This is a genomic window from Rhizorhabdus sp. GW822-FHT03C02, from assembly GCF_058801765.1.
The window spans coordinates 50,506-69,934 of record NZ_JBXANN010000001.1; the positions used below are offsets into that span (position 1 = coordinate 50,506).

Consider the following 19,429-nt stretch of genomic DNA (forward strand, 5'->3'; position numbering starts at 1 on the left):
CGATCCGGGTTATGATCCTCCCAAGGCAATATGCCAGGGAGGATCGCCGATGTTCGCCAAAGTCGCCTTCACCATGTATCCGGCGCTCGACATGGTGCGCGCCGAGGCCTTCTATCGCGAGACGCTGGGGCTTGGCGCCAGCAGCGGCTCGATCGAGCATGGCTGGGTCGAATTCGATCTGCCGGGCGGCGGCTGCTTCGCGATCACCCGCCATTCGGGCGCCGAGCCGAGCACAGCCGCCGGCGGCACCGTCGCCTTCGAGGTCGACGATCTCGACGCGGTGATCGCCGAGTTGAAGGCGAAGGGCGTCGCGTTCGGGTCCGACCTGATCCACAGCCCGGTGTGCCGAATGGCGGTGTGCATCGACAGCGAGGGCAACAGCATCCTTCTCCACCAGCTCAAGACCGCCGAGGAGCGGGCGGCGCACTGATGGACGTGCGGGCGCGGGTCGATGCCGCCATCGCCGCGCTCGAGGCGGCATCTTCAGCGAAGGCGCGCGATGAGCTGGAACCGCGTTATGGCATCGTCACGGCCAAGGCGATGGGGGTGCCGATGGTCAGGACCCTCGCCATCGCCAAGCCGCTGAAGGGCGATCATGACCTGGCGCTCGCGCTGTGGGCTACCGGTTGGTACGAGGCGCGGACGCTCGCCTGCCTGATCGACGATCCCGCCCGGGTGACGTCGGTGCAGATGGATGACTGGCGCGCCGATTTCGACAATTGGGGGATCGTCGACACGGTCTGTTTCAAACTGTTCGACCGGGTGCCCGGTGCGGGTGCGATGATCCCGCGCTGGGCGGCGCTCGGCGACGAGTTCGGGCGCCGCGCCGCCTTCGCGCTGCTGGCGTCGATGGCGCTCCATGGGCGTGCCGAGGATGCGTTGTTGCTGCGCGGGCTCGACCTGATCGAGGCGGCGTCGACCGATGACCGCAATTTCGTGAAGAAGGGGGTGAACTGGGCGCTGCGCGCGATCGGCCTCAAGGCGAGCCCGGCGCCGCGCGAGGCGGCGCGGGCCCTGGCCGGGCGGCTGGCGCTGTCGCCGGATCCGACCGCGCGGTGGAACGGCAAGGATGCGTTGCGTGCCTTCGCCAAGGCCGACGGGTGATGCGGATCCTGGCCGCCCGACCGGACGACCAGGCGGCGATCGTCGCCCTGTGGGAAGCGTGCGGGCTGACCCGACCGTGGAACGACCCGGCGCGCGACTATGCGCTCGCGCTCGAAACCCCGACCTCGACGATCCTCGCGGGATGGGACGCGGAGCATATCGTGGCGAGCGTGATGGTCGGCTTCGAGGGGCATCGCGGCTGGGTCTATTATCTCGCGGTGGCGCCCGATCGCCGCCGCGAAGGCCATGGCGCCGCGATGATGCGCGCGGCCGAGGACTGGCTGCAGGGGCAGGGCGCTCCCAAGATCCAACTGATGGTCCGCGAGGACAATCTGCCGACGCTGGCCTTCTACGAGGCGCTCGGTTTCGAGCGGCAGAAGGTGGTGACGCTGGGCCGCTTCCTCGGAAAGGATCGGCCATGACCGTCGAACTCAACCACAGCATCGTCTGGTGCCATGACGCCGGGGCGTCGGCGGCGTTCCTCGCCGATATTCTCGGCCGGCCGGCGCCGCGCGCCTTCCTCCATTTCATGGTGGTCGATCTCGACAATCATGTGTCGCTCGACTTCATGGCGAAGGATGGACCGATCGCGCTCCAGCATTATGCCTTCCTGATCGACGAGGTGGCGTGGGACGCCGCCTTCGCGCGGATCGAGGCCGGCGGGATCGCCTATTGGGCCGATCCGGCGCGCACCCGGCCCGGCGAGACCAACCGCCATTATGGCGGGAAGGGGGTTTATTTCGAGGACCCGAACGGCCATCTGCTCGAAATCATCACCCGGCCTTATGGTGATGGGCCACCCTGAGGCCGACCTCAAAACCGCGACGGGAGACTATAGACCGTGTCCATCACTATGTACGGCATCAAGAATTGCGACACGATCAAGAAGGCGCGCGACTGGCTGGCCGATCATGGCCTCGGCTATGACTTCCACGATTACAAGGCGGTCGGCATCGATGCGGCGACGCTCGAACATTGGGCGGGGGTGGTCGGCTGGCCGGTGCTGCTCAACCGGGCGGGCACGACCTTCAAAAAGCTGCCCGACGCCGACAAGGCCGATATCGACCAGGCCAAGGCGATCGCGCTGATGGTCGCGCAGCCCTCGATGATCAAGCGGCCGGTGCTCGATGTCGATGGCAAGCTGCTGGTCGGGTTCAAGCCCGACCTCTATGCGCGCGAGATCGCCATTTCCTGAACCGGAACCGCGTCGGGCCGGGCGGTCGTCGTCCGGTTGCGGCCGGCCTCTTTCGACAGATAAAGCGCCTGGTCGGCGCGCTGGATCAGCGATGCCAGCGTGTCGCCGGCCTCCATCGCCGCGAGCCCGAAGCTGGCGGTGACCGCCATCGGCAGGCCGGAAATCCGCAACGCCATGATCTGCTGGCGCATGCGCTCGACGCTGATGCACGCGGTGCCGATGTCCGATGCGGGGAAGATCAGCACGAATTCCTCGCCGCCATAGCGGCCATGCGCGCCGAGCACCCCCAGATTGTCGTCGAACACCCGGGTCAGCCCGCGCAGCACATCGTCGCCCAGTCCGTGGCCGAAGCGGTCGTTGATGTCCTTGAAATGGTCGAGGTCGCACAGCGCCAGCGCCAGCGGCTCGCCCTGCAGGCGTGCCTGGTCGATCAGATGGGTGCCGATCGCCTCGATCGCGCGCCGGTTGGGCGCGCCGGTGAGCGGATCGGTGTCGGCCATGCGGCGCAGCCGCTCGGCAAGGTCGCCGCCCATCAGATAGAGGGTGAACACCCCGGCGGCGACCGTCATCGCCGGCAGACCCAGGAATATGATCGCCTGATAGGCGCCGTCGAGCAGCGGATCGGGCGTATTGCCGCGCAGCACCAGGCAGACCCCGCCGACGAATTCGATCAGCGCCATCGATACGATGGTCACGAAGATCGGCCGTTCGCCCATCGCCGGGGTCCGGCCCGGCCGCCACATCGTGAATGCGCCGACCAGCAGCGTGCCCGCGGCGACGATCGGCACCACCGCCGATCGCCAGCCCTTGTTGGGATCGATCATCGCATAATAGAGAATCACCCCGGTCGCGAGGATCAGAACGGCGATGAAACGTTCGGGCCGGAGCGGAAGGCATGTGCGGTATCGAAAGGCCGTAGTAGCGAGCACCGGCCCCGTCATCGCGACCAGGCTCATCCCCGCATAGAACCAGCCATTGTCGCGAAAATAGAGAAGATAGACGATATTCAGTATATAGATCAGCACGTTGCAGACGAAGGCGGCCGCCCATAGCCGGGCGAGCACCGGCTGGCCCAGCGTGCGCGCGGCCAGGAGCATCGCCACGGCCAGCAGCGAGTTGATCAGCAGCAATATCGCGACGATGAAATATTGTTCGGACGACAATGTGTTCTGCCCTCGACCCCCGAGCTTCATAGGCCACGTGTGCGGCGGTGCAATGGCGATAATGTAGCGATGCCGTCCCGGCGGCTTCCCTTGGGCGCCGGGCCGGTCTATCGGCGCGCGGCAAAGGGGAACCGCCGATGACGCCGACCGCGAAAATCCTGCTGCTCGGATCGGGCGAACTGGGGCGTGAGTTCACGATCGCCGCCAAGCGGCTCGGTTGCCATGTCGTCGCCTGCGACAGCTATGCCGGCGCGCCGGCGATGCAGGTCGCCGACGAGGCCGAGATATTCTCGATGCTCGACGGCGCGGCGCTCGCCGAGGTCATCGCGCGCCACGCCCCCGATCATGTCGTGCCCGAGGTCGAGGCGATCCGCACCGAGATCCTCGCCGATTTCGAGGGGCGCGGCCTGTCGATCGTGCCGTCGGCACGCGCGACGATGCTGACGATGAACCGCGACCGCATCCGCGACGTCGCCGCCAGCGAACTCGGCCTGCGCACCTCGCATTTCCTTTATGCCGAAAGCCTCGACGAGATGCGCGCGGCGGTCGAGCGGGTCGGGCTGCCCTGCGTGATCAAGCCGGTGATGTCGTCGTCGGGCAAGGGCCAGAGCACGGTTCGGGATGCGGGCGCGGTCGATGCCGCCTGGGACTATGCGGTCGCGGGCATGCGCGGCGATCGCCAGCGGGTGATCGTCGAGGGGTTCATCGCCTTCGACTATGAGATCACCCTGCTCACCATCCGCACCCGCGAGGGCGTGCTCTTCTGCGATCCGATCGGCCATCGCCAGGAGCGCGGCGACTATCAGGAAAGCTGGCAGCCCGCCGCGATGTCGGCGAGAGCGCTCGCCGATGCGCAGGACATGGCGCGCAAGGTCGTCGACGATCTCGGCGGTTACGGCCTGTTCGGGGTCGAGTTCTTCGTCGCGGGCGAGGATGTGATCTTCTCCGAACTGTCGCCGCGCCCGCACGACACCGGGATGGTCACCCTGATCTCGCAGAACCTGACCGAGTTCGATCTCCATGCCCGGGCGATCCTCGGCCTGCCGATCCCGCATATCCGCAGTCATGGCGCGGCGGCGTCGGCGGTGATCCTCGCCGACCGCGATGCCGCCAATTTCGGCTTCGCGGGGCTCGCCGCCGGGCTCGCCGCCGGGGCGGGTGTCGAGACCGACATCCGCCTGTTCGGCAAGCCGGTGACCCGGCCCAACCGCCGCATGGGGGTGGCGCTCGCGCTGGTGCGCGACGGCACCACCGACCAGGCGCGCGCCGCCGCGCTCGTAGCGGCCAATGCCATTTCGATCGACTATGGAGAATAAGATGACGCGCAGCCTGATCTCGTCCGGATCGCCTTTCGAAAAGCAGGTCGGCTACAGCCGCGCGGTGGTCGACGGCGACTGGTGCTTCGTCGCGGGCACCACCGGCTATGACCCCGAGACCCGGGTGATGCCCGACAGCGCCGCCGATCAGGCGAAGAATGCGCTGGTCGTGATCGAACGCGCCCTCGCCGAAGGCGGCTTCGCGCTGACCGACGTCGTGCGCGCGACCTATTATTTCACCGACGGCGCCTATTGGGACGAGGTCGGCCCGGTGCTCGGCGCCGCCTTCGGCGACATCCGCCCGGCCGCGACCGCTTTGGTGGTCGGCCTGGTCAAGCCCGAGATGAAGGTCGAGATCGAGGTGACCGCGCTCCGGCGCGGCTGATTACCGAACGTCTTCATCATCATGCTGAACGCGTTTCAGCATGATGAAGGACAGGAAGAGCGCGTCAACGCTTTGCATCGGTCACCCGGTGCGCGAAGGCGGCGACGTCGGCGAGCACCGGCGCCCGGCCGCGGAACGGCCGGGCGAGCGCGGTGACGATGCCGACATGGCCGAGCTCGGGATAGACTTTGAGCTCGGACGCCGCACCCGCCCTGGTCAGCTTCGCCGCGAGATTGATCGAGTTTTTCGGCCATACCGTGTCGTCCTCGCCGCCGTGCAGCAGCAGCGTCGGCGGGGCCGAGGCGTCGGCATAGTGGATCGGCTGGGTTTCGTCGGGCCGGGGCCAGTTGCTGAAGGTGCGGACCGGGATCGGGCCGTCGAACGGCAGGAAGTCATATGGGCCGGCCAGTCCCGCGAAGCCCTTGATCGCGGCGCGGTCGGGGCCCAGCCATTGCGGGTCGAGCGCGAGCATCGCGGCGTTGTAGGCACCCGCCGAATGGCCGACGAGCACGATCCGGTCGGGGTCGCCGCCATAGGCCGCGATATGGCCGCGGGTCCATTTGACCGCGGCGGCGCAATCCTCGACGAAGCCCGGGAAATGGACCTCGGGCACCAGCCTGTAGTCGGCAATCACCGTCACGAACCCCGCCGCCGCCAGCGCGCGACCGGCAAAGCCATAGCCTTCGCGCGAACCGTTCGCCCAGGACCCGCCATAGATGAAGACGATCACCGGGGTGCGGGCGTCGGCCTTGGTGCCCTTGGGCGCATAGATGTCGAGCATCCGGCGCGGGCCGGCGCCATAAGCGAGGCCGCGCGCGGTTTCGACGCTCGCCGCATCCTTGGGCATCAGCGTGTCGAAGGTTCTGAGCGGCGCGCATGCCCCGGCGGTCAGCGTCGCGGCGACCAGCAGGCCGACGCCCAGTAAAGCAACCTTCATGCCCATGCCCGCCCCGGATCCCATATGTCGTCGATAGCCGAGAAATCGGCCGCCGGTCATCTCTTGAAGCGGTTGCGGCGCCGATAATGTGTCGCACATCACGAGCTCATAAAAATGGGAACCGCACCATGCGATCCCCACCCCTGTCGGTCTCTTTGTCCTGATAGCGGCTGTCGCCGCGGGCGATTCTCGCCTGGCATCATCTCCTGGCCCGTGGTCGGGTCGTGTCGGAGAACCGTTCGAGCCCGGTGGCGTTCCGGCCGGTTGCGGCCAGGTGATTGAAAACAGGATATTCTGCAGGCGGAACGACGGTTGCGCCGCTCGAAGGTGGCATTCGACCCGACATCGCTCTAGGGAGGCGCCGTTGGCATCGGGAGAAAAGTGAATGTCGCAGCCGCTGAAGGTCGCGCTGGCAGGTCTGGGAACGGTGGGCGCAGGCGTCATCAAGCTGCTCGATGCCAATCGCGCGCTGATCGAGCGTCGCGCGGGCCGGCCGATCGAGATCGTCGCGGTGTCGGCGCGCGACCGTTCGCGCGACCGCGGGGTCGATCTCGGCCGCTTCGCCTGGGTCGACGATGCGACGACGCTGTCGATCGCGCATGACGTCGATGTGATCGTCGAACTGATCGGCGGCGCCGACGGCCCGGCACTGACTCTCGCGCGCAACACGCTGGCCGGCGGCAAGCCCTTCGTCACCGCGAACAAGGCGATGATCGCGCATCACGGGCTCGAACTGGCCGGCATCGCCGAGCAGCAGGGCGTCCCGCTCAAATATGAAGCCGCGGTCGCGGGCGGCATCCCGGTGATCAAGGGCCTGCGCGAAGGCGCTGCCGCCAACGAGATCGAGCAGGTGTTCGGCATCCTCAACGGCACCTGCAACTATATCCTCTCCGAGATGGAGACCAAGGGCAGCGACTTCGCCGAGGTGCTCGGCGAGGCGCAGCGGCTGGGCTATGCCGAAGCCGATCCCAGCTTCGACATCGACGGGGTCGACGCCGCGCACAAGCTGGCGATCCTCGCCAGCCTCGCCTTCGGCACCGCGGTCGATTTCGGCGCGGTCGCGATCACCGGCATCCGCCATGTCATCGCCGCCGACATCGCCGAGGCGGCCGCACTCGGCTTCCGCATCCGGCTGGTCGGGCAGGGCGAGGCGGGCGCCAAGGGCCTGTTCCAGCGCGTCCACCCCTGCCTGGTGCCGCTCGCCCATCCGCTCGCCCATGTCTCGGGATCGCTCAACGCGGTGGTCGCGCAGGGCAATTTCGTCGGCCGGCTGTTCTTCCAGGGCCGCGGCGCCGGCGAGGGGCCGACCGCATCGGCGGTGGTCGCCGACCTGATCGACATCGCCCGCGGCGAGACGGGCCCGGCCTTCGCGATGCCGGTCGCGGCGCTCACCCGCGCCGCCCCCGCCATAACCGGGGACCGCCGTGGCCGCGCCTATCTGCGCTTCACCGTCGCCGATCGCCCGGGCGTCCTCGCCGAGATCACCGCGGCGATGCGCGATGCCGGGGTCTCGATCGAGAGCCTGATCCAGCGCGGCGCCGCCGCCGACGGCAATGTCCTGATCGTCATCGTCACCCATGTCGGCCCCGAACGCGCGGTCGCCGACGCGCTCGACCGGCTCGAAGGATCGCAGAGTCTGACCGGTCAGCCGATGTTGATGCACATACTGGACGAATAGTCTCGCGATTGGCGCTCGGCCTTCTCGACATTGTAAAGGGCGTCGCCTAATCGCTGTCCCGATCCAACGAATAGAAGGGCTTTGCGAATGACGAAGGCAAGCAGCGCACTCGACCGCGTCCTGGTTCTCGAAATGGTACGCGTGACCGAGGCTGCGGCCATCGCCGCGTCGAAGCTGATCGGCCGTGGCGACGAGAAGGCGGCCGACCATGCCGCCGTCGAAGCGATGCGCAAGGCCTTCAACGAACTCGAGTTCGACGGCACCGTGGTGATCGGCGAGGGCGAGCGCGACGAGGCGCCGATGCTCTATATCGGCGAGAAGGTCGGCAACGCACCGGGCACCGGTCCGAAGATCGACATCGCGCTCGATCCGCTCGAGGGCACGACGCTGACCGCCAAGGCGTGGCCGAACGCGCTCGCGGTGCTGGCGATCGCCGAGGAAGGCGGCCTGCTCAACGCCCCCGACGTCTATATGGACAAGCTGGCGATCGGGCCGGGCTTCGAAAAGGGCCTCGTCAGCCTGTCGAAGACGCCGACCGAGAACGTCAAGGCACTCGCGGCGGCCAAGGGCGTGCAGCCCGACGAGATCATCGCCTGCGTGCTCGACCGGCCCCGCCACGACAAGCTGATCGCCGAACTGCGCGGGCTGGGCTGCGGCATCGTCCTGATTCCCGACGGCGACGTCGCTGGGGTGATCGCGGTGACCAACCCCGACACCACCATCGACATCTATATGGGTTCGGGCGGCGCCCCCGAGGGCGTGCTCGCCGCGGCGGCGCTGAAGTGCGTCGGCGGCCAGTTCCAGGGCCGGCTGCTGTTCCGCAACGACGACGAGAAGGGTCGCGCCCGCAAATGGGGCGTGACCGATCTCGACCGGATCTACGATCTCGACGATCTGGTGAAGGGCGACGCGATCTTCGCGGCGACCGGCGTCACCGACGGCAGCTTCCTCGACGGCGTCAAGCTGCGCAAGGGCTGTCTCAGCACCCACAGCGTCGTGATGCGCGCGTCCAGCGGCACCGTGCGCTATGTGAAGGGCGAACACCGCAAGGGCTGATCCGATATCGGGGGCGGAGATCGCGTTGCGGTCCCGCCCCCGATCGCGGCTTTCGCCGCAACCCGTTTCCCCTGACCGCGATTGCCCGCTAGACGCGAGGCCATGCGTTCCTCCGTCCTCAACATCACCCGGTCGATTCTCGGCCAGCCCTGGCATTGGCGCGGGGCGTCGGCCGATCCGCGCGATGCCGGGTTCGAACCCGACGGCCTCGTCACCCAGTTGCTGATGGCGCGCGGCTGCAGCCGCGAGGCGCTCGATGCCCACCGGACGCCGACGATCCGCGCGTTCATGCCCGACCCATCGATCTTCCGCGACATGGACCGCGCCGCCGAACGGATCGCCGACGCGGTGATGGCCGGCGAGACAATGACGGTGTTCGGCGATTACGATGTCGACGGCGCGACCTCGGCGGCCTTGCTGATCCGCCTGTTTCGCGATCTCGGCGCGCATGCCGGCTATTATATCCCCGACCGGCTGATGGAGGGCTATGGCCCCTCGGGCGAGGCGCTGGTGCGGCTGGGCGGGCAGGGCAGCCGGCTGATCATCACCGTCGATTGCGGCGCCCAGGCGTTCGAGGCGCTGGCACAGGCGCGTGCCGCCGGCATCGACGTCGTCGTCGTCGACCATCATCAATGCGCGGTGGCGCTTCCCGACGCCTATGCGCTGGTCAACCCCAACCGGCTCGACGAGGATGAGGGCGCGGTCCACGGCCATCTCGCCGCGGTCGGGGTCGCCTTCCTGCTCGGTGCGGCGCTGGTACGCCTGCTGCGCACGCGCGGCTGGTTCGCCGGCCGGCCCGAGCCCAAGCTGATGGAGTTGCTCGACATCGTCGCGCTGGGGACCGTCGCCGACGTCGCCTCGCTCCGCGGGCTCAACCGGGCGTTCGTCGCGCAGGGGCTCAAGGTGATGGCCGGGCGGCGCAATATCGGCATCGCCGCGCTGATCGAGGCGTCGCGGCTCGATCGCGCGCCGACCTGCAGCGATCTCGGCTTCGCGCTCGGGCCGCGGATCAACGCCGGCGGGCGGGTCGGCAAATCGGATCTCGGGGTGCGGCTGCTCATCACCGAGGATCGCGACGAGGCGCGGACGATCGCCGCCGAACTCGACCGGCTGAACGAGGAACGCCGCGCGATCGAGCGCGACGTCCAGGAGGCCGCGGAGATCGCCTCGCAGACCCAGGGCAACCGCGCGGTCGCGGTGGTCGCGGGCGGCGGCTGGCATCCCGGGGTGATCGGCATCGTCGCCGGCCGGCTCAAGGAGAAGCTCGGCAAGCCGGTGATCGTGATCGCGCTCGACGGCGACGGCGTCGGCAAGGGATCGGGCCGGTCGATCTCGGGGGTCGACCTCGGCGCCGCCGTGCTCGCCGCCAAGGATATGGGGTTGCTGGTCGCCGGTGGCGGCCATGCGATGGCGGCCGGGCTGACCGTCGGGCCCGGCGGAGTCGATGCGCTCGCCGAGTTTCTCGACGCGCGGCTGGCGGCCGATGTCGCGCGGTCGCGCGACGATCGCGCGCTGCTGCTCGACGCCGTCGTCGCCCCCGGCGGGGTCAACCCGATGCTGGTCGAGGCGCTCGAGGCCGGTGGGCCCTATGGCGCCGGCTGGCCGGCGCCGCGGATCGTCGCCGGGCCGGTGAAGATCATCAAGGCCGACATCGTCGGCCAGGGCCATGTCCGGGCGATCATCTCCGGCCGCGACGGCAAGTCGATCAAGGGCATCGCCTTCCGCGCCGCCGACAGCGAGCTGGGACAGGCCTTGCTGGGGGCCGGGCGCGACCGCAGCCTGTGGATCGCGGGCCGGCCGAAGATCGACGACTGGGGCGCCCGCCCCGCCGCCGAAATCCATATCGAGGACGCCGCCTGGGCCGATTGAGAATATTGTCACGCAGGCGCTTGACCCCATCGGCCACCTGCCCTAATCGGCGCGCCTGCCCAAGCGATGGCCCCATCGTCTAGCGGTCTAGGACGTCGCCCTTTCACGGCGAAAACACGGGTTCGAGTCCCGTTGGGGTCACCATTCCTTGTTTATCAAGGCGATAGCTTGAAAAGTCCGGCGCATATCATGCGCCTTTCCCACGATTTTCTCGCAATGAGCATGCCGCGCGCCGACGCGCACGCGCGGCCGAGCCACGGCCTCGCGCCGACATGGTGTCCGCCGGTCACCTTTCGATCGCTCTTTCACAACTTGTGACAGGCGCTGCGCCCGGCGATCCTCATCATGGCGCAGAGCGCATGGGCGAGGGGACGGAATCATGGCGGAGATGGGCAAGATGGTCGGCAGCCGCCGGACCGTTCTGGCGTCGGCGCTGCTCGGCGCGGTCGGCGCCGCGGCATCGGCCGGAGCGAAGGCCGCACCGGCGGCGCCTGCCGACGACGAGCCCCGTCTCGCCCATGTCATGGACATCGTCGTCCTGTGCTCGGCGCCGGAGCCGCCTTTTCCCGGTGCCGACAAGGCCGGCAGCGCGGGCAAGGACGGGCAGCGCGACGTGATCTGGCCGATCGTCGGCGGCCGGTTCGAGGGGCCCGGGCTTCGCGGCAGCGTGGTGCCGGGCGGCGGCGATTTTCCGGTGATCCGGCCCGACGGGGTGATGGTGATCGACGCACTCTACCGCCTGCGCACCGACGACGGCACCACGATCATCATCCACAACAAGGGTCTGGCTTACCCGCTCGTCGACGGGGGCCCGCGGCGTTACCGGCTGATGCCCGATTTCACCGTGCCGGCGGGGCGCCATGACTGGCTCAACAAGGCGATGTTCGTGGCGACCCTGATCGTGCCGGTTCCGGCCGACAAGGCGCTGCCGACGGCGCCCGGCGAGAATCAGCGGCTGATCCGCGTCTATCGGGTGGATTGAGGGACCGGGGCCACACCGTCGCGGGCGGCCGTGCGCAATGCTTTGCGGTTGACGACGATGCGGGGAGGTGCTCCGTCTCGCCAGGGGAGGCAATCGGGATGATGGAGCGATTGACCGGAACGCTGCTGGGGCGGCTGTACGACTGTTCGGACGATCATGGCCGGTGGACCGGGGCGCTCGACGAGATCTGCCGCCAGTTCGACGCGCGCAGCGCGGTCGTCCAGATCCTGCGGCGCGACGAGCATCGGCTGCGGTCGACCTGGGGCGTGCGCGACAGCTTCTCGACCGCGAACGCCGCGCGCCATGACGCGCTGGTCAACAACGCCAACAACCCGCGACTCGATCTGCGGCTGACCCGCCCGCTGGCGGCGCGGCCGGTGTTTCGCGACACCGACTATTTCAACGAGGGCTGCCCGCATCTCGCGGCGCTCGGCGGCCGGCTGGCCGATATCGGGCTCGGCCGCTCGATCGGGCTCGGCATCGACCTGCCCGGCGAGCGCTATTTCTCGCTGATGCTCCACCGCTCGGTCGACAATGGCCGGCCGTTCGACGGCGACGAGGAAGGCGCGCTCGGCGCGCTCGCCCCGCATCTCGCCCGGGTCATGCAGATTTCCGATCGGCTGGCGCGTGCCGAGGCCGGCCGCGAGGCGCTGGTGACCATTCTCGCGCGGCTGCGGACGGGTGTGATGCTGCTCGGCGACGGGCTGCGGGTCGACTGGCTCAACGATGCCGCGCAGGCGATGGTCGGGGGGACGGGCACAGGGGCGTCGCCGCTCGCGCTCCGCCGCGGCCTGCTCACCGGGTCGGATCGGGCGGTCGAGCAGGCGCTCGCGGCGCTCGTCGCCGCCGCGCGCCGCGACGGCGACGCGATCGCCGCGGTCGACCGGCATGGCGAGGATGCGGTCCAACTGCTCGCCTTCGCGGTGCGGCCCGGGCAGATGCCCGGCGGGCCCTCGGGCATCGATCGCGAGATGGTCTGCCTGCTGCTGTCGTCGCCCGAACAGGGGTTCAGCGTCGACGTCCAGGACGTCGCGGCGCTGTTCGGGCTCTCGCCGGCCGAATCGCGGCTGGCGACCGCGCTGTACCGGGGGCTGTCGGTCAACGAATATGCGGCGCAGCGCGGCATCACCGTCGGCACCGCGCGCATCCAGCTCAAGCATGTCCTCGCCAAGACCCGCAGCCGGCGCCAGTCCGATCTGGTGCGGCAGCTGAGCCTGTCGGTCAGCGCGCAGGCTTCGTCCTCGCGCGACGGATAGCGGTTAGGCCGGAGATGACATTTTTATGTCCGGCATATCCTATATGGGAGTCTCCCCGCTGATCCGCCGACCCTAAGCCAAGAGGAGGGTGAGACGCGGTCCACCCGGCATGGTTCGGATGGGGTGATAGATGAGAGCTGGTTTTTCCGGCGTGGCGCGCACGATCGCGGCCGCGTTGAGCCTGATGCTGCCTGCGGTTTCCGGTGCACAGCAGGTGCTGCCGCCGGTGCTGACCGAGGGGCCTGCCTCGGACGTGCCGGTCGCGATCCAGCTGCTGCGCTGGTCGATGCTCAATTCGGACGTCAGCAGCCTGACCTTCCGGTCGATGGACACGCTGTTCACCACGCGCACCGTCGCCCGCTCGGGGGCGGTGTGGCAATTGCCGCGCGCCGATCATGCGCTCGATTTTTCCTACCAGTTCGAAGGCGGGTCCTACACCCCCGAGCAGTTTCTCGACCGTACCTATACCAATGCGCTGCTGGTGATGAAGGACGGGCGGATCGTCTCGGAGATCTACCGCAACCACAGCAATGAGCGCACCCGCTTCATGGGCTGGTCGATGACCAAGTCGATCACCTCGCTGCTGGTCGGCTGCGCGCTGTCCGAGGGGCGGATCCGCTCGCTCGACGACCGCATCGAGACCTATCTGCCCGAACTCAAGGACGGCGGCTATGCCGGGGTCACCATCCGCCAGATCCTGCAGATGCGCTCGGGGGTCGATTATGAGGAGCGCTACGACTTCGACCATCCCGGGGTCGCGGCGCGCAACCATATCGCCGCGCTGGTGAAGAATGTCGCGCGCTTCGCCGACGTCGCGCGGACGATCAAGCGGGTCCACAAGCCGGGCGAGGTCTTCCAGTACAAGACGATCGACACCGCGGTGCTCGGCTGGCTGGTCGAGCGCGTCAGCGGCGGCAGCAACGTCGCCGCCTATGCCGCCCAGCATCTGTGGGAACCGCTCGGCGCCGAGGCCGACGGCTTCTTCATCATGGATGGCCAGCCCGGGGTCGGGCGCGAATTCACCGGCGCCGGTTTCAACGCGACCCTGCGCGACTATGCCCGGATCGGCCAGATGATGCTCGACGGCGGCGTCGCCAACGGCCACCGCATCGTGCCCGCGGACTGGGTCAAGGCGTCGACCGCGCCCACCGTCAGCGACGACAAGACCCCGCTCGGCTACGGCATGCAGTGGTGGACCGTCGGCCGCGGCGGCGCCTACACCGCGATCGGGCTGCAAGGGCAGTTCATCTTCGTCGATCCCGCGACCCGCACCGTGGTCGTCAAGCTCAGCTATTTCCCGCCCGCCGAACAGCGCGCCACCGGCGAGACGCTGGCCTTCGCGGCGGCGGCATCGGCGTGGACGCCGCGCTGAGCGCATCGCGCAAATCATCATCGTCAGTCGAAATTGGGGGCAATATGAAGAAGACGCTGTCGCTATTGTTGTCGTCCGCCATGCTGGTCGCGGTGCCGCACGGCGCGGCGTTCGCCGGGCAGGATGAAGCTGCCGCCCCCGATGGCGAGAGCCTCGCCGAGATCGTCGTCACCGCGCAGCGCCGCACCGAAAATCTCCAGAAGGTGCCGATCGCCGCGACCGCGCTCACCAGCGAGGAACTCGCCGCCAAGGGGATCGCCCGGCTGGCCGATATCCAGGCGGCGTCGCCGTCGCTGTCGGTGACCGACGCCGGCATCACCCAGGCGGTCAACATCCGCGGCATCGGCCTGGCGAGCAACTCGCCCAACGTCACCGCCGGGGTCGCCACCTATGTCGACGGGCTGTTCCAGCCGGCGATCGTCCAGGCCAACAGCTTCTACGACCTGGCGAGCGTCGAGGTGCTGCGCGGGCCGCAGGGGACGCTGGTCGGGAGCAATTCGACCGGCGGCGCGATCTTCATCAACTCGCGCAACCCCGACACCAAGGCGATCGGCGGCTATGGCGAGATCGGCGGCGGCAATCGCGGCAATGTCGCGGCCGAGGGCGCGCTCAACCTGCCGGTCGCGAGCGACCTGGCGGTGCGCGCGGCGGGGTTCTACCGGCGGCACGACAGCTATTATGACGATGCCGGCCCCGATGACAGCAAGGCCGGGCGGCTCGACGAGAAAGGCGGGCGGCTCGGGATCGTCTGGCAGCCGGACAGTTTCCGCGCGCTGCTCAAGCTGCAGCTCAACGATCGCAAGACCGGCGGCTATGCCTATCGGCCGATCGAGGGCACCCAGTTCGCGCCGTTTCGCGTCGGCGACATCAGGACATTGAGCTTCGACACCCCGACCGCGCTGCACGAGCATGCGTTCATCGCCAGCCTCGAACTGCGCAAGGAATTCGCCGGCGGCACCGTGCTGCGGTCGCTCAGCGGCTATCAGAACAAGCGGATCGACGCGCTGGTCGATGTCGACGGATCGCAGGCGCCTCTGGCGGCCGGCGGCGACCTGAGCCAGGATTATCATGCCGGCGAACGCCAATATAGCGAGGAGATCAACCTGATCTCGCCGACCGGCGGCACGATCGACTGGATCGTCGGCGGCTATTTCCAGCGCAACGACATCAGCGTCCAGATCTACGATCGACAGGCGGGCTTTCCGACCGACATCCGCCCCGACAACCAGCGCACCACCACCGGTGTCTTCGCGCAGGGCGGGGTCCGGCTGACCGAGACGCTGCAGGTTCAGCTCGGCGCGCGCTGGTCGCATTACAAGGCGACCGGGGTCGGCGACGTGCGGATCGGCGCGGGCATTCCGGGCTTCCCCGCGACCGGTCTCGTCGTCTCCGACCTGTCGGGCGCGCATGCCGACGGGCGCGCGACCGGCAAGCTGGCACTCAACTGGACGGTCGCCCCCGACCACCTCCTCTATGCCTTCGTCGCGCGCGGCTACAAGCCGGGCGGGTTCAACTCGCGCACCTCCGAATTCGCGCCCGAGACGGTGTGGAATTATGAGATCGGCTGGAAGGGCAGCATCCTCGATCGCCATGTCCGGATGCAGGTCGACGGGTTCCGCAACGATTATTCGAACTTCCAGTTCGACCTGGTCGAGCCGTCGACCGGGCTGAGTGGGGTCAGGAACATCTCCAACGGCACGATCACCGGGGTCGAGGCGCAGGTCCAGGGCAAGTTCGGCGGTTTCGGCTTCGATGCCAGCGCCGCTTATGTCCACTCGCATCTGTCGGGGCTGAGCTTCATCGACGAACGGCAGATTCCGTCGGGGACGCTCGGCCCGCAATGCCCGCCGGGGGTACCGTCGATGCCGCCGATCTGCTTCGACTATAGCGGCGCGACGGTCACCACCGACGGCGGACCCAATCTCTATTCGCCCAAATGGACCTATAATGTCGGGGCCGAATATGCGCTGCCGCTGGGCGGGGAGATGACGCTGACGCCGCGGCTCAACTATGCCTATGTCGGCAGGCGCTTCACCTATCTGGCCTATTCGCCGATATCCGACCGGATCGCCGCTTATGGGCTGCTGACCGGCCAGATCAGCCTGCGCCGCGGCAACTGGCATGTCGACGTCTACGGCACCAACCTGGCCGGCAAGAAATATGTCGCCGGCCAATATGGCCTCAACGAATTCTACGGCGCGCCGCGCGAATATGGCGTGCGCGCCGGGCTGACCTTCTGATGCGGCGCCGCGGGACGATCATGCTGGCGCTCGCCGGGTTCGCCGCGGCGGCGCATGCCGCGGCGCCCGGCGTGCCCGCGCCGGTGCTGCCGGTCGAGGAAAGCGACACCGCGGTGCTCGCGCCGGCGGGGCCGCACCGGCTCTATCTGTTCGACGCTTATGGCTATGCCGGCGCGACCGTGATCGAGGGTGACGATCCGGCGATGAAGTCGATGGGGCTGGTGCCGGCCGCCCGCAACGGCGCGATGAGCCTGTCGCGCGACGCGAGCCGCATCTATGTCGCCGAAACCTATTGGAGCCGCGGCGACCGCGGCGACCGCCAGGATCTGCTCACCGTCTATGACGGGGCGACACTGGCGATCGCCAGGGAGATCCCGCTGCCCGGCCGGCTGCTGGTGGTGCCCAAGGCGCAGCAGGTCGCGACCAGCGACGACGGCAAGCTCGCTTATGTCTATGACATGATCCCGTCCTCGGCGATCCATGTCGTCGATCTCGAGGGCGGCAAGCTGATCGGCTCGGTCGACATACCCGGTTGCGCGCTGGCCTTTCCCTACGGCCCGCGCAGCTTCGCGACGCTGTGCGGCGACGGCACGATCGGGACGGTCGCGGTCGCCGCCGACGGCACCGGCAAGGCGAGGTTCACCAAGCCCTTCTTCGATCCCGATCACGACCCGCTGTTCGAAAACAGCATCGTCGACCGGACCACCGGCGAGGGCTGGCTGCTGTCGTTCGGCGGCAGGATCTATCCGGTGAAGCTGGGAAGCACCGCCAGCGTCGGCCAGCCCTGGTCGCTCACCGTCGCGGCGGGCCTGCCCGCCGCCGGGCTCGGCGTCCAGGATCTCGCCTGGCGGCCGGGCGGGGCGCAGATGCTCGGCGTCCACCGTGCGACCAAGCGGCTGTTCGTGCTCATGCACACCGGCAATTACTGGACCCACAAGGCCGACGGCACCGAAGTCTGGGTGTTCGATGCCGATCGCCACGCGCTGATCCGCCGGATCAGGCTCGATCGCCCCGCCGCCGGCATCGCCGTCACCCAGGACGCCCATCCGGTGCTGTTCGCCTTTGCCGGCGACCGCGGCCGCAATCTGGCGGTCTATGACGCGACGAGCGGCGCCAAGCTGCGCGAGCGCGAGGCGAGCGGTTTCCTCGGCATGGTGCCCGGACTGTGAGCATCGCCGTGCAGCTTCCGGCGGCGATCGTGCTGTTCGCGCGGGCGTTCGGGGTGCTGCTGTTCGGCGGCGCGCTGGTCGCGAAGGTGCGGGACCGGCCGCGCTTCGTGGCGGCGGTCGAAGGCTATCGGCTCGTTCCCCCGCCGGCCGCCGGGCCGATCGCGGCGACGCTGATCGCCGCCGAGGCGGCGGCGATGCTCGCGCTGGCGACCGGCCGATGGCAGGCGACCGGCGCGGCGATCACGATCGGCCTGCTGCTGCTGTTCGCGGCCGCGATCGCGATCAACCTGGTGCGTGGCGTACGCGACATCGACTGCGGCTGTTCGCTGTCGGCCTTGCCCGAGCCGCTCGAACCGGTGCTGGTGGTGCGCAACCTGCTGCTCGGCGCGCTGATCGCGCCGGCGCTGCTGGCGCAGCCGCCGATCGGCTCGGCGATCGTCTATGTCGACGCCATCGGCGCGGCGCTCGCCTGCGCGCTCCTCAATATCGTCATCGCCACCCTGGTCTCGCTGCGCGGGCCGGCGGCGGCGCTCCAGCGGAGATTCTCATGATGCTCATCCTGTCGCAGGCGATGCTGTGGACGACCGTGTTGATCCTGGCGGCGACCGTGGTCGCGCTCGCCCGCCAGATCGGCGTCCTCCACGAACGTATATCCCCGGTCGGCGCGCTCGCGCTCGGCCAGGGCCCCCAGCCGGGCGAGCAGGCGCCGCGCTTCGCCGCGCGCTCGCTCGCGGGCAGCGCGGTCGCGATCGGCGCCCCCCGCGCCGACCGGCGCGACACGATGATCTTCTTCGTCTCGCCGACCTGCCCGGTCTGCAAGCAGTTGCTGCCGACCGCGCAGCGCTTCGCCGAGGCGGAGGCGGTCGACCTGCTGCTGGTCGGCGACGGCGACGAGGGCGACCATCGCGCGATGGCGACGCGCTTCGGGGTCGATCCCGCCGATTTCGTCGTCGATGGCGAGGTGGCGCGCGGCTACCGCGTCGGCAAGCTGCCCTATGCGGTGCTGGTCGACGGCAGCGGGACGATCGTCTCGCAGGGGCTCGTCAACACCCGCGAGCATCTCGAAAGCCTGATGGCGCCGCGCGAGACCGGCTTCGCCCATGTCCAGGACTATCTGCGGGGCGTGCCTGCGCGCGCCGCCGCCGATCATGAGAAAGTGTGCACGCATGGCTGACCGCCGCATCGACAATTTCAGCGAACGCCTCACCCGCCGGATCGCCCGGCGCAGTTCGCGGCGCGGTTTCCTGACGAAGCTCGGCACGGCGCTGGTCGCCGCCCCCTTCTTCCCGCTGCTGCCGGTGTCGCGAGCGTCGGCGAAGACGCTCAGCGATTTCGAACGCAATGCCCAGTCGACCGACCCGCTGCGCTGCGACTATTGGCGGCACTGTGCGATCGACGGCACGATCTGCGGCTGCTGCGGCGGCGGCCTGCACACCTGCCCGCCGGGATCGCAGCCGTCGCCGACCGCCTGGGTCGGCACCTGCCTGAACCCCGACGACGGCCGGTCCTATCTGATCGCCTATCGCGACTGCTGCGGGAAGGGCGCCTGCCAGCCGACCGCCAAGGATTGCGAGTGCACCGGCACCGATCGCGAACTGCCGGTCTACCGCCCGCAATCGAACAACGACATCATCTGGTGCTTCGGCGACACGTCGATGGCCTATCATTGCTCGACGGCCGCGCTGGTCGGCCTGGCGGAATGAGACG

Annotated in this window: 20 protein-coding genes and 1 tRNA gene; 19 read left to right on the top strand and 2 right to left on the bottom strand. The window is 68.7% G+C overall.

Going from position 1 to position 19,429, the window contains the following annotated elements:
- Window positions 1-49: 49 nt before the first annotated feature.
- The 5 genes from AC1RM6_RS00275 to AC1RM6_RS00295 are packed head-to-tail and all read left to right on the top strand — an operon-like array spanning window position 50 to window position 2,299.
- On the top strand, window positions 50-430 hold the full coding sequence (locus AC1RM6_RS00275; RefSeq protein ID WP_493097582.1) for a VOC family protein: 381 nt from the start codon (window positions 50-52) through the stop codon (window positions 428-430).
- Window positions 430-1,104, top strand: a complete 675-nt coding sequence (locus AC1RM6_RS00280; protein WP_493097583.1) for a DNA alkylation repair protein — start codon at window positions 430-432, stop codon at window positions 1,102-1,104. Before AC1RM6_RS00275 ends, AC1RM6_RS00280 begins: the two co-directional genes overlap by 1 nt.
- On the top strand, window positions 1,104-1,526 hold the full coding sequence (locus AC1RM6_RS00285) for a GNAT family acetyltransferase (protein ID WP_493097584.1): 423 nt from the start codon (window positions 1,104-1,106) through the stop codon (window positions 1,524-1,526). The genes AC1RM6_RS00280 and AC1RM6_RS00285 overlap by 1 nt, the downstream gene beginning before the upstream one ends.
- Window positions 1,523-1,909 carry a VOC family protein gene (locus AC1RM6_RS00290; RefSeq protein ID WP_493097585.1) on the top strand — a complete coding sequence of 129 codons (387 nt, stop codon included), beginning with the start codon at window positions 1,523-1,525 and terminating at the stop codon, window positions 1,907-1,909. The genes AC1RM6_RS00285 and AC1RM6_RS00290 overlap by 4 nt, the downstream gene beginning before the upstream one ends.
- Before the next feature lie 36 nt (window positions 1,910-1,945).
- On the top strand, window positions 1,946-2,299 hold the full coding sequence (locus AC1RM6_RS00295) for an ArsC family reductase (RefSeq protein WP_493097586.1): 354 nt from the start codon (window positions 1,946-1,948) through the stop codon (window positions 2,297-2,299).
- Here AC1RM6_RS00295 and AC1RM6_RS00300 read toward each other — a convergent pair.
- Complete coding sequence (locus tag AC1RM6_RS00300; RefSeq protein ID WP_493097587.1) at window positions 2,272-3,492, bottom strand: GGDEF domain-containing protein; 1,221 nt, start codon at window positions 3,490-3,492, stop codon at window positions 2,272-2,274. The two genes, AC1RM6_RS00295 and AC1RM6_RS00300, sit on opposite strands and share 28 nt — an antisense overlap.
- Window positions 3,493-3,599: 107 nt before the next feature.
- On the opposite strand from AC1RM6_RS00300, the gene purT reads away from it, so the two are divergent.
- Together purT and AC1RM6_RS00310 are read left to right on the top strand one after the other, a co-directional pair.
- Entirely contained in the window at window positions 3,600-4,778 is a 1,179-nt protein-coding gene (gene purT, locus AC1RM6_RS00305) for a formate-dependent phosphoribosylglycinamide formyltransferase (RefSeq protein WP_493097588.1), read from the top strand.
- A gap of 1 nt (window position 4,779) precedes the next feature.
- Window positions 4,780-5,163 carry a RidA family protein gene (locus AC1RM6_RS00310; protein WP_493097589.1) on the top strand — a complete coding sequence of 128 codons (384 nt, stop codon included), beginning with the start codon at window positions 4,780-4,782 and terminating at the stop codon, window positions 5,161-5,163.
- A 64-nt stretch (window positions 5,164-5,227) separates the two neighbouring features.
- Here the strand turns inward: AC1RM6_RS00310 and AC1RM6_RS00315 are convergent, their stop codons facing one another.
- Window positions 5,228-6,100, bottom strand: coding sequence for an alpha/beta hydrolase (locus tag AC1RM6_RS00315; RefSeq protein WP_493097590.1), 873 nt, complete (start codon window positions 6,098-6,100; stop codon window positions 5,228-5,230).
- Window positions 6,101-6,485: 385 nt separating this feature from the next.
- Between AC1RM6_RS00315 and AC1RM6_RS00320 the strand changes: the two genes are divergently transcribed.
- The 12 genes from AC1RM6_RS00320 (at window position 6,486) to AC1RM6_RS00375 (ending at window position 19,425) form a co-directional block, all read left to right on the top strand.
- Window positions 6,486-7,778, top strand: a complete 1,293-nt coding sequence (locus AC1RM6_RS00320) for a homoserine dehydrogenase (protein ID WP_493097591.1) — start codon at window positions 6,486-6,488, stop codon at window positions 7,776-7,778.
- Between the two features lie 87 nt (window positions 7,779-7,865).
- Complete coding sequence (gene glpX, locus AC1RM6_RS00325) at window positions 7,866-8,834, top strand: class II fructose-bisphosphatase (RefSeq protein WP_493097592.1); 969 nt, start codon at window positions 7,866-7,868, stop codon at window positions 8,832-8,834.
- A gap of 102 nt (window positions 8,835-8,936) precedes the next feature.
- Window positions 8,937-10,703, top strand: coding sequence for a single-stranded-DNA-specific exonuclease RecJ (gene recJ, locus AC1RM6_RS00330; RefSeq protein WP_493097593.1), 1,767 nt, complete (start codon window positions 8,937-8,939; stop codon window positions 10,701-10,703).
- Window positions 10,704-10,771: 68 nt separating this feature from the next.
- Window positions 10,772-10,847 (top strand) — tRNA-Glu (locus AC1RM6_RS00335).
- A gap of 235 nt (window positions 10,848-11,082) precedes the next feature.
- Window positions 11,083-11,685, top strand: a complete 603-nt coding sequence (locus AC1RM6_RS00340) for a DUF3237 domain-containing protein (protein ID WP_493097594.1) — start codon at window positions 11,083-11,085, stop codon at window positions 11,683-11,685.
- Between the two features lie 98 nt (window positions 11,686-11,783).
- Window positions 11,784-12,941, top strand: coding sequence for a helix-turn-helix transcriptional regulator (locus AC1RM6_RS00345; protein WP_493097595.1), 1,158 nt, complete (start codon window positions 11,784-11,786; stop codon window positions 12,939-12,941).
- A gap of 130 nt (window positions 12,942-13,071) precedes the next feature.
- Window positions 13,072-14,313, top strand: coding sequence for a serine hydrolase domain-containing protein (locus tag AC1RM6_RS00350; protein ID WP_493097596.1), 1,242 nt, complete (start codon window positions 13,072-13,074; stop codon window positions 14,311-14,313).
- Window positions 14,314-14,357: 44 nt separating this feature from the next.
- Complete coding sequence (locus tag AC1RM6_RS00355; RefSeq protein ID WP_493097597.1) at window positions 14,358-16,553, top strand: TonB-dependent receptor; 2,196 nt, start codon at window positions 14,358-14,360, stop codon at window positions 16,551-16,553.
- Window positions 16,553-17,722 carry an amine dehydrogenase large subunit gene (locus AC1RM6_RS00360; RefSeq protein ID WP_493097598.1) on the top strand — a complete coding sequence of 390 codons (1,170 nt, stop codon included), beginning with the start codon at window positions 16,553-16,555 and terminating at the stop codon, window positions 17,720-17,722. Before AC1RM6_RS00355 ends, AC1RM6_RS00360 begins: the two co-directional genes overlap by 1 nt.
- Entirely contained in the window at window positions 17,719-18,273 is a 555-nt protein-coding gene (locus AC1RM6_RS00365; RefSeq protein ID WP_493097599.1) for a MauE/DoxX family redox-associated membrane protein, read from the top strand. The genes AC1RM6_RS00360 and AC1RM6_RS00365 overlap by 4 nt, the downstream gene beginning before the upstream one ends.
- The gene (locus AC1RM6_RS00370) at window positions 18,270-18,896 is read left to right on the top strand and encodes a thioredoxin fold domain-containing protein (RefSeq protein WP_493097600.1); all 627 of its coding nucleotides are present in this window, start codon (window positions 18,270-18,272) and stop codon (window positions 18,894-18,896) included. The genes AC1RM6_RS00365 and AC1RM6_RS00370 overlap by 4 nt, the downstream gene beginning before the upstream one ends.
- Window positions 18,889-19,425: a methylamine dehydrogenase light chain gene (locus AC1RM6_RS00375; protein WP_493097601.1), complete on the top strand. Its 537-nt coding sequence runs from the start codon at window positions 18,889-18,891 to the stop codon at window positions 19,423-19,425. The genes AC1RM6_RS00370 and AC1RM6_RS00375 overlap by 8 nt, the downstream gene beginning before the upstream one ends.
- Window positions 19,426-19,429 lie beyond the last annotated feature (4 nt).

Excerpts from the sequence above, each read along its gene's own strand:
- AC1RM6_RS00275 (WP_493097582.1), top strand. The coding sequence starts at position 50 with ATGTTCGCCAAAGTCGCCTTCACCATGTATCCGGCGCTCGACATGGTG.
- AC1RM6_RS00280 (WP_493097583.1), top strand. The coding sequence starts at position 430 with ATGGACGTGCGGGCGCGGGTCGATGCCGCCATCGCCGCGCTCGAGGCG.
- AC1RM6_RS00285 (WP_493097584.1), top strand. The coding sequence starts at position 1,104 with ATGCGGATCCTGGCCGCCCGACCGGACGACCAGGCGGCGATCGTCGCC.
- AC1RM6_RS00290 (WP_493097585.1), top strand. The coding sequence starts at position 1,523 with ATGACCGTCGAACTCAACCACAGCATCGTCTGGTGCCATGACGCCGGG.
- AC1RM6_RS00300 (WP_493097587.1), bottom strand. The coding sequence starts at position 3,492 with ATGAAGCTCGGGGGTCGAGGGCAGAACACATTGTCGTCCGAACAATAT.
- purT (WP_493097588.1), top strand. The coding sequence starts at position 3,600 with ATGACGCCGACCGCGAAAATCCTGCTGCTCGGATCGGGCGAACTGGGG.
- AC1RM6_RS00310 (WP_493097589.1), top strand. The coding sequence starts at position 4,780 with ATGACGCGCAGCCTGATCTCGTCCGGATCGCCTTTCGAAAAGCAGGTC.
- AC1RM6_RS00315 (WP_493097590.1), bottom strand. The coding sequence starts at position 6,100 with ATGAAGGTTGCTTTACTGGGCGTCGGCCTGCTGGTCGCCGCGACGCTG.
- AC1RM6_RS00320 (WP_493097591.1), top strand. The coding sequence starts at position 6,486 with ATGTCGCAGCCGCTGAAGGTCGCGCTGGCAGGTCTGGGAACGGTGGGC.
- glpX (WP_493097592.1), top strand. The coding sequence starts at position 7,866 with ATGACGAAGGCAAGCAGCGCACTCGACCGCGTCCTGGTTCTCGAAATG.
- recJ (WP_493097593.1), top strand. The coding sequence starts at position 8,937 with ATGCGTTCCTCCGTCCTCAACATCACCCGGTCGATTCTCGGCCAGCCC.
- AC1RM6_RS00340 (WP_493097594.1), top strand. The coding sequence starts at position 11,083 with ATGGCGGAGATGGGCAAGATGGTCGGCAGCCGCCGGACCGTTCTGGCG.
- AC1RM6_RS00345 (WP_493097595.1), top strand. The coding sequence starts at position 11,784 with ATGATGGAGCGATTGACCGGAACGCTGCTGGGGCGGCTGTACGACTGT.
- AC1RM6_RS00350 (WP_493097596.1), top strand. The coding sequence starts at position 13,072 with ATGAGAGCTGGTTTTTCCGGCGTGGCGCGCACGATCGCGGCCGCGTTG.
- AC1RM6_RS00355 (WP_493097597.1), top strand. The coding sequence starts at position 14,358 with ATGAAGAAGACGCTGTCGCTATTGTTGTCGTCCGCCATGCTGGTCGCG.
- AC1RM6_RS00360 (WP_493097598.1), top strand. The coding sequence starts at position 16,553 with ATGCGGCGCCGCGGGACGATCATGCTGGCGCTCGCCGGGTTCGCCGCG.
- AC1RM6_RS00370 (WP_493097600.1), top strand. The coding sequence starts at position 18,270 with ATGATGCTCATCCTGTCGCAGGCGATGCTGTGGACGACCGTGTTGATC.
- AC1RM6_RS00375 (WP_493097601.1), top strand. The coding sequence starts at position 18,889 with ATGGCTGACCGCCGCATCGACAATTTCAGCGAACGCCTCACCCGCCGG.